Origin of the sequence: Microbacterium sp. PM5, assembly GCF_003293595.1 — a bacterium.
GTDB lineage: Bacteria > Actinomycetota > Actinomycetes > Actinomycetales > Microbacteriaceae > Microbacterium.
The window spans coordinates 3,117,093-3,130,062 of sequence record NZ_CP022162.1; the positions used below are offsets into that span (position 1 = coordinate 3,117,093).

General features: G+C 68.0%; 17 protein-coding genes. 3 read left to right on the top strand and 14 right to left on the bottom strand.

Annotation, left to right across the window (positions count from 1 at the left end; genetic code table 11):
* The first annotated feature begins 63 nt into the window (after window positions 1-63).
* From CEP17_RS14735 to CEP17_RS14745, 3 genes are all read left to right on the top strand, one after another.
* Window positions 64-504 carry a hypothetical protein gene (locus tag CEP17_RS14735; protein WP_112932759.1) on the top strand — a complete coding sequence of 147 codons (441 nt, stop codon included), beginning with the start codon at window positions 64-66 and terminating at the stop codon, window positions 502-504.
* Window positions 505-514: 10 nt separating this feature from the next.
* Window positions 515-664: a hypothetical protein gene (locus CEP17_RS15150; protein ID WP_162722462.1), complete on the top strand. Its 150-nt coding sequence runs from the start codon at window positions 515-517 to the stop codon at window positions 662-664.
* Window positions 665-1,100: 436 nt separating this feature from the next.
* Window positions 1,101-1,439 carry a hypothetical protein gene (locus CEP17_RS14745; protein WP_112932761.1) on the top strand — a complete coding sequence of 113 codons (339 nt, stop codon included), beginning with the start codon at window positions 1,101-1,103 and terminating at the stop codon, window positions 1,437-1,439.
* Here CEP17_RS14745 and CEP17_RS14750 read toward each other — a convergent pair.
* The 14 genes from CEP17_RS14750 to CEP17_RS14815 form a co-directional block, all read right to left on the bottom strand.
* Entirely contained in the window at window positions 1,399-1,662 is a 264-nt protein-coding gene (locus CEP17_RS14750; protein ID WP_112932762.1) for a hypothetical protein, read from the bottom strand. The two genes, CEP17_RS14745 and CEP17_RS14750, sit on opposite strands and share 41 nt — an antisense overlap.
* A 99-nt stretch (window positions 1,663-1,761) precedes the next feature.
* Window positions 1,762-1,944 (bottom strand): hypothetical protein, encoded by a 183-nt coding sequence (locus CEP17_RS14755; RefSeq protein WP_112932763.1) that lies wholly within the window; start codon window positions 1,942-1,944, stop codon window positions 1,762-1,764.
* 8 nt (window positions 1,945-1,952) lie between these two features.
* Window positions 1,953-3,443 (bottom strand): pyocin knob domain-containing protein, encoded by a 1,491-nt coding sequence (locus CEP17_RS14760; RefSeq protein WP_112932764.1) that lies wholly within the window; start codon window positions 3,441-3,443, stop codon window positions 1,953-1,955.
* Window position 3,444: 1 nt separating this feature from the next.
* Window positions 3,445-3,753: a hypothetical protein gene (locus tag CEP17_RS14765; RefSeq protein WP_112932765.1), complete on the bottom strand. Its 309-nt coding sequence runs from the start codon at window positions 3,751-3,753 to the stop codon at window positions 3,445-3,447.
* A 2-nt stretch (window positions 3,754-3,755) separates the two neighbouring features.
* Complete coding sequence (locus CEP17_RS14770; RefSeq protein WP_162722463.1) at window positions 3,756-4,214, bottom strand: hypothetical protein; 459 nt, start codon at window positions 4,212-4,214, stop codon at window positions 3,756-3,758.
* Complete coding sequence (locus CEP17_RS14775; protein ID WP_162722464.1) at window positions 4,211-4,942, bottom strand: hypothetical protein; 732 nt, start codon at window positions 4,940-4,942, stop codon at window positions 4,211-4,213. The genes CEP17_RS14770 and CEP17_RS14775 overlap by 4 nt, the downstream gene beginning before the upstream one ends.
* Before the next feature lie 5 nt (window positions 4,943-4,947).
* Complete coding sequence (locus CEP17_RS14780; RefSeq protein ID WP_112932768.1) at window positions 4,948-5,901, bottom strand: hypothetical protein; 954 nt, start codon at window positions 5,899-5,901, stop codon at window positions 4,948-4,950.
* Complete coding sequence (locus CEP17_RS14785; protein ID WP_162722465.1) at window positions 5,901-6,605, bottom strand: hypothetical protein; 705 nt, start codon at window positions 6,603-6,605, stop codon at window positions 5,901-5,903. The genes CEP17_RS14780 and CEP17_RS14785 overlap by 1 nt, the downstream gene beginning before the upstream one ends.
* 40 nt (window positions 6,606-6,645) lie before the next feature.
* Window positions 6,646-7,842 (bottom strand): hypothetical protein, encoded by a 1,197-nt coding sequence (locus tag CEP17_RS14790; protein WP_112932770.1) that lies wholly within the window; start codon window positions 7,840-7,842, stop codon window positions 6,646-6,648.
* A 9-nt stretch (window positions 7,843-7,851) separates the two neighbouring features.
* The gene (locus tag CEP17_RS14795) at window positions 7,852-8,709 is read right to left on the bottom strand and encodes a hypothetical protein (protein WP_112932771.1); all 858 of its coding nucleotides are present in this window, start codon (window positions 8,707-8,709) and stop codon (window positions 7,852-7,854) included.
* Window positions 8,706-11,510: a hypothetical protein gene (locus tag CEP17_RS14800; RefSeq protein ID WP_112932772.1), complete on the bottom strand. Its 2,805-nt coding sequence runs from the start codon at window positions 11,508-11,510 to the stop codon at window positions 8,706-8,708. The genes CEP17_RS14795 and CEP17_RS14800 overlap by 4 nt, the downstream gene beginning before the upstream one ends.
* Window positions 11,503-11,727, bottom strand: coding sequence for a hypothetical protein (locus tag CEP17_RS14805; protein ID WP_112932773.1), 225 nt, complete (start codon window positions 11,725-11,727; stop codon window positions 11,503-11,505). The genes CEP17_RS14800 and CEP17_RS14805 overlap by 8 nt, the downstream gene beginning before the upstream one ends.
* 35 nt (window positions 11,728-11,762) lie before the next feature.
* Complete coding sequence (locus CEP17_RS14810; protein WP_112932774.1) at window positions 11,763-12,167, bottom strand: hypothetical protein; 405 nt, start codon at window positions 12,165-12,167, stop codon at window positions 11,763-11,765.
* Between the two features lie 66 nt (window positions 12,168-12,233).
* Complete coding sequence (locus CEP17_RS14815; protein WP_112932775.1) at window positions 12,234-12,941, bottom strand: IPT/TIG domain-containing protein; 708 nt, start codon at window positions 12,939-12,941, stop codon at window positions 12,234-12,236.
* Between the last annotated feature and the right edge of the window lie 29 nt (window positions 12,942-12,970).

Sequence of the window (12,970 nt, forward strand, 5' to 3'; positions counted from 1 at the left end):
TGTCGAAAGAGCTATCCATACTTCAGTGGTAGCACACCGCACGGCCAGACCTGGAGGAGAGAGATGAATATCAAGAGAGTCGCCGCCGTTGCGGGCTCGGTCGTCGTTGTCGCTGCGATCGTCGGCGGCGTGTACGCGGCCACCAGCGCCGTGCAGCGCCCCGCGGAGGAGGCGCCCACGATCGCCCCGATCATGCAGACCAGCACACCGTCGCCCACGCTCACCCCTTCGGCGACGCCGACACCCCCGCCGGTGGAGCAGGCGGTCGCGCCCGTGCCGGAACCGCCGGCCGAGGAGGCGCCCGTGGAGCAGCAGGTCGTCGAGGAGCAGGCGCCGGTCGAGCAGCCGGTGGAAGAGCCCGCCGCGCCGATCCGTTGCCCTGCAGGGTCGTCGGCGAACAGCAACGACGGAGTGAACGACACGTCCTGCTTCCCCGACATCTGCTTCAACATCGCGGTCCCTGACCCGGCGCACCCCGAGTGCGACGTCGCGTTCAAGCCATAGACTCCGGCTTATGGACCTGACCTCGTACCTCATCGCATCCGTGATCCTCGGAGCGGTCGGACTCGCCGCGCTCTACTTCGTCATCAAGGCGGCGGTCAAGAACGCGCTCCACGAGGACCGGCTCTTCCAGGCGAAGGTGCAGCAGTCGCGCGGGAAGTAGCGATCTGGCGGAGGATCCGGTGCGCGGTGATCGCGTCGTGCGCCTGCCCCTCCATCGTCGCCGCGGCACGCATGAGGAGCTGGAAATAGCGTGCCGGCGGGATGCCGAGCATCCGACGGATCTCGCCTTCGATGTCGCCCAGGCCGTCGGCGTGCGCAGCCTCGAAGTCGAGGAGCTGCTGGACGGTCGGGGCGGGCATGGGGATAGTCTGCGCGCGACCACCGACACGCCCCTAGGCTCCCGCCCATGGAGGACTACCTCGCCGAGCCGAGATGCCCCGAGTGCGGAACAGTGATGCACCGTGGATGGTCCGAGTACGTGTGTCGCGGGTGCGGCCACGTGGACCCGTCACCGTGGGCAGATAGGCCGGGCGGAGCCGACGAGCTGCCCGGCATCCGCGGCGGCTGATGTCCGCGGCGCGATCTACGCTCCCCGCATGTCCCGATCAGGCCTCAACCCCGACACCGCCCTCGACGTGCTCCTGTCCGCGATCTGCGGACGCAACCAGTACACCAAGGACCCCGCACCCGTCATCGACGAGCTGCACCAGGTCGCCGGGGATCGGCTCGACATCCTCGCGCGCGTCGCCGGCGGGTGGGCGGGCTTCTACGACAGCCCCCACACCGCGCCACTGTGCAACGCGCTGCTCCTGATCCCCGGCGCGCTCGAGTGTGTGGCCCTCGGTCGTGCCAGCCGCGAAGCGGGCTCGCATGGTGCGCCGCTCGTGCGGCCCGTCAGAGGCCAGGCGTTGGGACCCGGTTCATCACGGTCCTGAGCTTCGCCTGCGTGACCTCTTCCTCCAGCTCGTTGGCTGGCCAGTCACGCAGGGCAGCGACGACGATCGACCGGTGACGAATCGTCTCTACCGGTCGGCCCAGCTCACGCGCGGCACGGCGGGCGTCGCGACGCCACTCTTCGGCTTCGTCGTCGTCGACGATGCTGACCTGCACGCTGCCGTTCAGGCGGAGTTCCTTCTTGATCTGCTCAACACGGCCCATGGTGTGAGCGTACGGGTAGTGGGATCATCAGCGTCACGGGGGAACACAGAACGCCCCCGGCCTCTCCGAAGAGAAGCCGGGGGCTTTCGTGGTGCGGGGTCAGGCGTCGGGGATCGCGTCGACCAGCGCCGTCCGGTCACCACCATCAGCGATGAACGCCGCCGCGATCGACGCGACCTGAGCAGGAGCGTTCGCGAGACGCTGACGGCGCTCCTGCTCGGCGAGGACAGCGTTCAGGTGATCGGCGAGCTGCTCGTCAGTCATCGAGGACAGGTCAGGCATGGTGTCTCCTACGTGTTCGGGATCGTGCCGGAAGCGGTGCCGGGGAGTGTCGTCGGCCACGGGTCGGTCGTCATGAACACGATGTGCGCGTTCAGAACCTGTCCCGCCTGTGCGCCGTAAACCCGGAGTGTGCTGACTCCCACGAAGGCGCGACTGAGGTTCGATCCGATGAACATCGCGAAGTTGTGGTTCAGTTGCGATCGGAATCCCGTGGGCAGCAGCGTGAGGTCGACCGTCCCTGTCGGGCTACCGACCAGCGCCACATCCTGCAACGTGAGCGAAACCATGGCGCCGTAGCGGCGCAGGTAGATCGCTCCGCCGCTGACCACAGCCGAGTCCGCGACGCTTCGAATGCCCGTATCGCCGTAGATCAGCTGTTCGCGGTTGTTGAGGTCGTCCCAGGGGTAGATCGCGCGGCCTGCGGTCTGATCCACGCGCTGCGACGCCTGGGCGCGCCATGGCGTCCACCCGGTCGTCCCGATCCGTGAGCGCGAATACGCGACCCGTGACCCCTGGGAGCCGTCGTGAACGATCGGGTAGTACGTCTGCGTGATCCATCCGCCGTTCACGTTCGCGACGAGATTCACGTACAGCGTGCCCAGGTAGGTGGTCGGGTAGTTCAGAGCGAGCGACGCGGCGGACCCTTGACGGTAGACACCAGGGGTCACGATGGTGTTCAGGTCCGTCGTCCCCAGCGGCGAGCCCACGAACTGACCAGCAAGGGCGAGATCACGCGCCGCCTCCGCACCCGCCCGAGCTGTCTCAGCACCCGTCTGAGCGGTCTGCGCGGCGACGCGCGCTGCGTCGGCATCTGTCTTCGACAGCCCCGCCGCACTGGCCGATCCGGCCGCCGCAGAAGCGGAGCCTGCGGCGGCCGTCGCTGACGTCGCCGCGGCATCGGCGCTCGACGACGCGGCGGTCGCCTTGGTCGTCGCTGTCGCGGCACCCGTGGACGCCGTCGACGCAGATCCGGCAGCGGCCGACGCCGAGCCGCTCGCGGCCGTAGCGGCTACGCCCGCGGCATCAGCTGACCCTGCAGCGCTCGTCGCGGACGCCGAAGCGGTCGACGCGGACTCCGCCGCCGTGGACGCCGATCCGACCGCCTGATCCCGCAGCGCTGCGACGTCGTCGATCGCCGCTTCCCACGCCGCCACGACATCCGCCGTCGGGACGAACGTCGCCGGGTCGACCTGCTGCAACGCACCGAACGTGACCGAACCCGTCTCGGGGATCTCCGTGAACCGAGTGACCGTCACCCGGGAATGGTCCGACTGGATCGTCCACCGCACGCAGCACACGCCCCGCGTCGGCACCAGATCCAGCGTCCCCGGATCACCATCGACGATCGCCGCGGTGATCAGCGCCGGGAACACCACATCCGCGCCGTCGACGCGCGCCACAGGACCCGACCCCGCCCAGTACTCGACCATGACGACGCCGCTCGTGACCGCAGGGACACCGAGCGCCGTGTGCAGGCCGCGGAGGTTGACAACCGTCACGTCAGCCCTGCTTCGGCGTCGCGCCCAGACCCCAACGGGTCAGGAACGCGTTCACGGCCGGGATCGCCATGATCCGGGCGAGCGCCGTCGCCACGGCCGTCAGCAGCGTCGCCGCGCCGACCAGCCACAGCCGCAGCCCCTCGGGCATCTGCTCGCCGATCTCCTCCAAGATGATCTGGATGATCAGCGGCACGACGCCGACCAGCGTCACGAACGCGGGGATGCCGACCTGCACGAGAGTGCGCAGCGACGCCTTCCACGGATACGCGGTCTGCGTCGCGGCAGCACGGATTTCAGCACGAGTGGTCATGGTTACTCCTTTTTGTGGGGATTGCGGGTGTCTTCCAGCTCGGCGCGAAGCTCTTCGTCTGCCGCGGACAGCGCGAGGACCTTCTCCTCGATCGCATCCATCCGGCCATACAGGCCCTTCACGCCGATCTCGACGCGGTCGACGGCGTCCTTCGTGCTGGAACCGTCGTTGTTGTGGGTCTCGTGGTAGATACCGTCGACCTTGCCTTCGAGGCGATCGTGGCGCTTGTCGGCGGCTTCGGCGCGGGCATCCGCACGCTCGATGTACGAGGGAAGGCCCTGAACAGACGCCAAGATCTCGGCGGCGTTGATGATCCCCCGGGCGAAGGCGACAACGCCCCGCCACCCCTTCTTCCTGATGAACCAGAATCCGGCGCCCGCGGCCATTACCCACAAGAGCGCATCCCAGACGGACACGCTCTCCAGTAAGTCCACCAACCAGGACGGTGCTGTCAGGTTCACGAGATCTTCGACAGGACGCCGCTGATCAGCAGATCCATCTCCGCGACCGACATGCCACCAGCCTTCGACACGTCACCGCCGGCGATCTGCCACCGCATCCACCGGTTCAGGAGGTCAGCGGTCTGCCCGTTCAGGGCGACCCGACCTCGAGGGCCGATCGCGACCTGCTGCTGCTGCCCAGGCGCGTCGAGGTTGTAAATGATGCTGATGTTCGGCATGGGAAGAACTCCTGTCGGCTCCGGTTCGGGTTCGGTCTGCGGCGTGAACGGTTTTGATGCCGTCGCCGCCGTCTGGGTGGTTGTGATGGTCGCCGTGTTCTCGCCGTACGTGTACGACCAGCCCACGTACGCGACGATCCCGCGACGGCGTGCCGTCCAGGAGGCGACGTCGGTTTCGCCGAGGCAGATGCCCCAGTCCCACTCGTCCGCTTCGGGGTTCGTCATCACCGCGCGGCCGTCGCCGATGGCCAGGGCGACGTGGCCCCAGTCCTTGTAGACGCCGCTCAGGCGCGCGAAGTACGACCAGTGATGGAAAGCCCCCGCGGGGGCCGCGGACATGTCCGCCGAGACGATCTGGGAGGCCAGGCGTGCATCGGTGGCCGACGGGTACGCGCGGCGCACCGTCCCCGTGAGGCGGCAGACGAGGTAGGCAAACCCGGCGCAGCCGCCGTCCCAGTTCTCGGTGGGGTAGGCATCGGCCACTTCCGTGCGCAGAGGGACAAGATCCATCTGCGTCACCACCCGACGACGCGGTAGACGTACTTCAGGTTCGGCGTCGACGTGAGCGGCGAACCGTTCGACGCGTAAACCCGGAAATTCAGTTGCGTCAGCGACTGCGTCGCGTTGATGATCTCGGAGGTGGCGCCCAATGACGTGAAGTCGAAGCGGCGCACCTCGGCGAACAGAACCCCGTTCGGGAAGGCCGTCGGGTATGCGATGGAGGCATCGCCCGACCCGTTGGTAGCGACAAGGCCCGTGACGCCCATCTTCTCGATCAGGACCGCTCCCGCCGGCAGTGCGGGACCGAACAGCACGCCCGAGAACGTGGGCGTCGTGTTCACCCAGGACCCGGCGCGCCGACTCCAGGTCAGCCCCGCGTCGATCTGATAAGCGGTCGCGCCATCCGCAGGAGTCCACGCTGCGAGCTCAGCCGAGTTCCGAACGCAGACAGTCCCGCCCTCCGCGGACGTGTACTGGAACGTTTGCGTGATGGTAACGCCCGACGCATTCGTCGCAGTCTTGTTCGCCGGCATCTGCACCGTCGCCAGTTCGAGCGCTCCCGCAGGGAGCGAACTGCGCGCCGCGGCGAACGACGACGTCGACAGCGCCGCGCCGACGATCGTGGTGTTGCTTGCGTCAGTTCCCGGGGACGTCGACTCGTTCTGCTTGACGTAGATGACGTAGTAGTTCGTGCCAGACGTTGGCGACACCAGCGGTGACGGCAGCTGAATCGTCCCGTCGTTGGAAAGGAGGACAGGGCCGCCGAACTGCACCGCGGCAGCCTGAAACGCCGCGATGTCGACGTTCAGGTCCGCGCGAGCGGACACGAGCGCATTCAGATGCGCCGGGAACACTCCCGCGCGGACGGTGCCCGTCGTGTCGGTCTCGATGAGACCAGCGAGATCCTTCCGGGCCGCAGTCGTCGACGTGAGCCCGGTCACGCCGGGCCAGGAGGGCTGCAAGGTCATCAGATTCCTTCCTCAATACGAAGCACACGCTCGGTGAGCGCGTGAAGCTGTTCCTCAACTCGCTGCCGCGCGTCGCGCTCAGCTCGCGCCGCGGCGAGCAGCGGGACGACGAGCATCGTGTAGTTCACGGAGTCGGGACGCCCTTCGGCGTCGTAGTAGACCCACGGGGTCATGCCGGCGGAGTGGAGATCTTCGGCCATAAGGCCGTATTCGTCGGCGACGACGTAGTCGGGGCCGACGTACTCCTCAAAGTCGGGATCATCGCGCTTGCGGACCTCGGCGATGTAGTGGAAGACGAAAGGGACGACGCTCAGAAACTCGTCCAGGTCGATCTCCGCATCGGTGATGTCCTGCTTGTATCGCCGCGACGAGGATGTGTTGCCGAGGCGTCCTGTCCCGGTCTCGATCCACATCGAGTACCGCGGCGACGTGATCACATTCGTGACAGCATCCGGCGCGCGGAGCTGCCCGCCGACCTGGACATCACCGCTCGTTGTCACCGTCGCGGGAGAGATCGCGCCCGGGCTCGCGACCTTCGCGTCGATCTGCGCCTTCGTGTACGAGTTCACCGAGATCGCCGCCGTGACCGTCGACGTGATGTTGGCGATCGCTTCCTGCACCTGCGCCACCAGAGAGTTCACGCTCGTGCCGGTCGGGGTCTCCAGCTCGGCGAGGCGACGCTGCATCTCGCCGAGCAGTTTCATCAGATCGCCGTACTCACCCTGAGGCGGGGTCGTGTAGCCGCTACCCACCGATCTGCTCCATCGTCGTCAGGTCCACGGTGAGCCCTTCCGCGTTGCCCGCGATGCTTAGAATCCGTCGACGGCTCCGCTTCACGCCTTCAACCAGGTAGGGGTCGCCGACGCCCTTCGCAGGGTCGTACGGGGGAATGGTGATGTCGCACCAGTCGCCCTCCCAGTACGCGCCGAGGAACGGCTGCCGCGCGGCCTCAGTCGTGAACTCCCACGTCTCGTAGGGTGCACGGCCGGCGGCGGTAGCTTGGCGCGCGTAGCCGTCGAGAGTGGTCTGCACAGCAACGGTCGAATGGGAGGCGTCCAGGGCCTCGAGCATCGGGAAGCCGAGGTCGAGGAGCGTCGTGTCAGTCGAGCGGGAGACGAGCACCGAGTCGACGGTGCGGCCAGCGGTGGCCCATGCGAGGGACGCGAGGCGTTCCCCGTCGACCTTCACCTGAAATCGTGACGTCGGGACACCGGGCATTCCGATGGTCCACGCGTGGCCCGCGTCGTCGGCCAGCAGCCGTGACGCGTCGGTGCCGGTCTGCAGTAGCCATTCGACGCCGAGCCGGTCGCCGGTGAATCGCGGCTTGAACCGGATGTCGGGACCGTCTTCGAGCTGCGCCATCTGGGAGAGCAGGGTGCCGATGTTCTTGAAGTCGACTCCGTCATGGTTGCGCTCGTGCACGCCAGCCCGGTCCGCTTCGAACACGACTGGGACCGCACCTCCGGTCCATGCCTGCGCCTGCTGTACCCACCGTTTCGCGATGGTCCCGTACTCCAGGTTCGAAAGGTACGTGCCGAGTGCAGTGTTGACCATCGTCTTGCCGGCCGCCGACGGGTCGGGCAGGATGAACGTCCCTGGGTTGACGGCCGCCGCGGCGACGGGCAACAGGAACCGGTGGTCGAAGTACGACCACAGGCCGAGCGCGGCTACCGTGAGGGTCTTCCGGTCGCGGTCGTACAGATGTGACCAGATCGGTCCCGCGCCGAGGATCGTGTCGCCTGCGGCGACCGCGAGGACCGTCCGCCCCGGGGTCATCGTCTGTCGCGGGTTCAGCGCGATCGTCGCCGGGTCCTGCATGTCCAGGATCGCCGTCAAGCGTTCGGGCTCGTTGAGCGCGCGTGACCACGTCGACGAGCTCATGACCTTGATGTCGAGGACCTGCCGCCCTGTGCGGAGGTCAGCGATGAACCAACGGAGCATGCTCACCTCCTAGTTCGCGTCGGACCACGTGGCCGTCAGCAGGGGCGAGCCGACCTGCGTGCCGAGCGGGTTGAACTGGACGATCGCCGTCGACCGGGCGGCGATCAGGAAGCCTGACCACTCCCGGCGGGTCATGAACCCCGTGATGTCGTTCGCTGGGGTGTCAAGGTACGCGCGGGTCAGCGCCGCATCGAAGACCGCCACCGACCCGGCGGGGATGATCCGTTCGAGGCGAAGCGTGCTGCCTGTGGTGATCTCGACGAGCTCGACACCATCAACACCGCCGGCGACGCTCAGCAGGAGAGGCGTCGCCTCCGAGCCGCCGTTCGCCGCCGACAAGCGGCCCGGGTTACCCCCGGTGCCCCAGTCCGCGGGCCACACCTGCGGCCACGGCTGCCCAGTCCCGCCCGATGGTGGGACTGTCGATGCCGACTGCGTCGGCCCGTACATGAGCGGGTCCGTCGCGGTGAGCACGAGCTGGAAGTCGGCGAGCAGAGCGCCCGGGTTCGGGGCGGGGACGAACCGTCGCACCGACACCATCCGCGACGAGACGCCCAGATCGTCGGAGACCGTGACGCGCACCGGCAGGCCGCCCGAAAGCGTCGACCGGAGGTCCCGGAGCATCGCTGCCCAGCTCGGGCCGCGGAACCGGCCGTTGAGGTTCAGCGGGAGAGCTGACCGCCAGTCCCGGTCGATGCCGAACGCGCCAGGCGCCGACGGGCGCTCCCGGATCTCGGTCTTCGAATCGGAGATCGAGTACCAGTCCTGAAAGAACTGCTGCCCGGCCTGGTAGAACCCGTCTCGGCCCTGATTCTCGGCGTAGAGCGTGATGGACCCGTGGTCGGATGCGAGGGTGATCGTCGTCACTTCGCCTTCACCCCCACCAGCGCGCGGGCGACCTCGCCGCCGACGATCATCCCGAGCACTCGCGGGTCTTCCTGCTGCACGCCGGCGACGTGGAAGTGCTGCTCGACGACGCGCTCCTGCGGGGCGGGCGCCGGGGTTGCAGTGATCGACGTCGGCGACGGGGTGAACCCGGCGTTGATCTGCTTCAGCAGCGTCCGGTTCCTGTCGGCCTGACCGAACACATTCCCGACGACCTCCTCACCGTGCGCGAGACGGTACATGCCAGCCGAGTCGGACCCGGCAGTGCCGCGACCCGTGACCGTCCCGCCGCCACCGTTCGCCAGCCCTCGCGCCGTGCCGCCGTTCGCGAACGCGACCTTGTAGCCGCCGGTCGTGGCGATGTTGTCGGCTCCGTGAAGCTGCACCGCGATGCTGATGTTCCGGTTGATGCCGTCGAGCAGCTGCTTCAACCCCTGAATCTCAGCTTTCGCCTCGTCGGCGTCGACCTCGACCTTCGTCTTCGGCACCTCCGCGGGGATCTGGAACAGCTTGTCGATGAACGCCTGCACCTGGTCCCGGTCCTCGCCGAGCTCGACGGCGTGCTCGATGATCGCCGTCTTCATGTCGATGAGCTTCTGGCGGGCCTCATCCGACGATGCGCCGTTGTCGCGGTACGCCTGAGCGGCATCCTGCGCGGCCTGCACCGACGAGATCAGCTCCCCACGGTTCGCTACCGCCGCGGCCGACATGCCCTCGAGCGATGTCGTCGCCCGGTTCACGTCCTTACCGGTCTTGTCGATGTGGGCGCCCATGTTCGCGAGCGACGAGTCGAAACGGTTCTGTGCCTGCTCCGCACTGATGGTCTTGCCGTTCAGCAGGTCCAGCGACGCCCGGAGGAGCCCGGCGGCGTCGTTCTGGAGGTACATCTGCGCGGTCGCCTTCTCCGTTGACGCCTTCATGTCGTCCTGGCCGTTGCGGGCCGCCTGCAGCGCGCCCACGCTGATGCCGAGGGATGCGGCGACGGCCTCGTCGGCGCGCTGCTGCGCCTGCGACGCGCCGGTGACCTGCGTGAGCATCCCGTGGAGGTCGTTGTATTGGTCGACCTGCCCCTTGATCGCGGCGGAGTTCGTGTCGATGCCCTGCGTGAGGGTGGTGACGGCGAGGGTGTAGTCGACCAGGTCGAGGCCGGTCCTCTGGAGTTGAGCGCGCTGCTTCTCCGACCCGTTCTCGCCGGTGGCCATCGCGTCGTTGAGGCGCTTCTGCGCTGCGGCGTTGCCGAGGGTCGCTTCGAGCACATCCTGCGTGGACAGCTTGAGGCGCTTCGCGGCGTCGATCACGCCGTCGTCGATGAGCTTCTGCGCGGCCTTCGCGCGCACGTTCTCGCCGATCGCGCCGGTGTCGGCATCGACGGCGGCCGTGTAGTCCTGCATGGCCCGGGTCGCACCGGAGTTGTTGGCCATGACGACGGCGAAGATGCCGGCGAGGGCGGACAGGCCCGCAACGATCCAGCCGATCGGTCCCGTCGCGATGGTCGTCGCCGCTCCGACAGCGCCCATCTGCACGGCGATGGCCGACAGCATCGGCGCGACGAATCCCCACGCCTTGAACCCGATCGCACCCCACGTGAGCGTGACGATGAGCTGCGACAGCACATCGACGGGGATCGCCTCGATCGTCTCCGCAACACCGGTGAGAACGGCGAGACCGATCGTGCCGAGCGGAGCGAGGGCCTCCAGGATGTGCATGATCGACGAGGCGAGCGCGCCGAGCGCCTCCGTCACCTTCGGGAGCATCGACAGGGCGTACCCGCCGAACTTCTCGATCCCGCTGCCTTCGGTCCACTGCTGGAAGCCCTGCATGAGGGAGCGCACGTACACCGCGGCGGTCAGGAACAGCGGGTTCAGGACGCGGAGGGAGTTGATGGTGCCCGAGTATGCGGCGGCGCCCGCCTCGCCCAGCAGCGACGAGAACTGCGCGGTCTGCGTGTTCAGCATCGGCATGGCCGCGTTGGTCTCCGCGACAACGCGGCGGAACGAACCGAGCATCGCGACTGCGGAAGTCTGCGACAGACCCGACAGGGAGCCTTTCAGACTGTCGAGGCCGGACCGGTACGCCTGGCCGACGTCGGAGCCGCGCTTCATCTCCTGGTTGATGCCGAAGAGCGCCGCGACACCAGCGACGCCGAGGCCGAGGAAACCGCCAGCGAGCCCGATCGTCGCCGCGCCGACGGGCGCGAGGAGCGGCACGAGGAGGGCGACGGCCGTCGCGATCGCACCGATGCGGGTGACGCTTGTCTTGTTCGCCTCGTTCGCCTTGACGGTCGCAGCGGCCTCACGGTCCGCGGCAGCGGCGTTCGCCTGTCGCGCGGCGGCGAGAGCCAGCTCCGACGCGATCACCTTGTCGTTCGCGGAGTCCAGACGCTTCACCGCTTCGGAGAGAGCGAGCTGCGCGGACGCGTACCGCGACCCCGTCGTGATGCCCTTCTCCTCCAGCTCGTTCAGCCGCATCTGCGCGAGCGCGGCGCGCGCGTAGGCGGTGTCGGCGGCGGACATCGCCGCAGTGAGACGGGTCTGCGCGGTCGCGACCTTCCCCTGCGTGCCGGCGAGCTTGCCGGTGCTGCCGTCCACGGCGTCGACAGCGGCCTTCGTCGCGGCCATCTTCGCCGTGACCGCCGCCGCGTTGTCGTTGATGTGGATGTCGGGGCGCAGCGCGCCGAGCTCGCGCGCATCCTCCTTCGTCTGAGCGACCGCAGCCTTCCACTCAGCTCGATCGGCGCGGATCTTCGCGACGATCGAGCCGACGGTGGTGGGTCCCTCATTCACTCGGCACCTCCGGCTTGTCTCGGGGCGCGAAGAAGCGCGCGAGGGGCGTGTCGGTGGACAGGAGATGGCTCAGGCGGACGTTGAACCAGCGCCAGCTCTTGCGATGCCAGATCTCTTCGAGGTCGACGCCGAGCACAGAGTGGAAGGTGAACTCGACGAGGGTCCACTGCTGCAGCACGTCATGCCACGAGACAGCGCGGCCCTTCTCCTCCAGCACGCCGGAGGGGACGTCGTATCCCTCGTACAGGCCCGTCAGCGGGTCTTTTTCGCCCCACCCGTACTGTTCGATCGCCTCGAGGCCCGATTCGGGGCCGACTTGCGGCGCAGGTACTCCGCCAGCGCTTTTGGGTCGCCACCGGTCTCCCACATGACGGTCGCGTACTCGCGGCCGAACTGGAAGTCGGCCATCACGGTCGCGGCGACGCGGCTCGCGAACACCATCGGGACGCCGTCGGCGACCATTTCGTCCCACATGCTGCCGAGCAGCTCGGGCCACAGCTCGGCGGTGGACAGGTCGGGGCTCTCGCCCTCGTTGAGGATGCCGTTGAGGCGGAGGCCCATCGTGATCGACACCTCGGGGGCGGTGTAGGTGCGCCCGTTGTAGGGGAAGATCAGCGGGCCAGCAGCGAAGTCGGTGAACTCGCGCAGTTCGGTCATGATTCGGGGACCTTTCTCTGGGGATGGCCCGGCCGCACGCATCCCCTACGTGCGGCCGGGAGTGGGTTACGCGCCGCGCGTGTAGCCGAACGCGGTCGAGGCGCCGGCACCGTTCGTGACGGTGATGTTCGCGGCGCCCGCGGAGCCGGCGGGCATGACCGCGACGATCGTGTTGTCGGACACGACGATGTAGCTCGTCGCGTTGGTCGCGCCGAACTTGACCCCTGTCGCGCCCGTGACGCCGCCGAAGCCGGAGCCGGTGATGTTGACGATTCCGCCCTGCGAGACCGCCGACGGGGTCGCCGAGACGATCACCGGGACGGCTGCCGCCGCGAAGGGGTTCGCGATCGCGGAGAGGGTGCCGTCACCGGTGAGAGTGCAGGTGATCTCGTCGAGGTCCGCGACACCGGTCTTCGACGGCACCCAGCCGACGATCGCGACGCCCTGGAACGCCTCCGGCGCGCCATTGCGGTCGTACCAGCGGACATTGATGCGGCCAGCGTCGCCGAATCCGAGCTGCTTGCTGCGGACCAGCTCCTGGCCGGGGTCGAACACGCCGGCGGTCGTCTTGCGGAGCGCCTTGATCGTCGCGACCCACGCCTGCATGGTCTTCTCGAACGCCGACCATCCGCCCGTGTCGTAGTCGTCCGCGGCCTGGAGGTTCGGGGTGATGGGCGGGTTGAAGTCGTTGATCCCCTTGAACGGGACCCACGAGTTCGGGGTAGCGAGGTCCGAGACGTCGACCTTCATTCGACGTGCGAGAGCGGTGGGCATGATGGCCTCCTAAAGGCATCGGGGCAGGG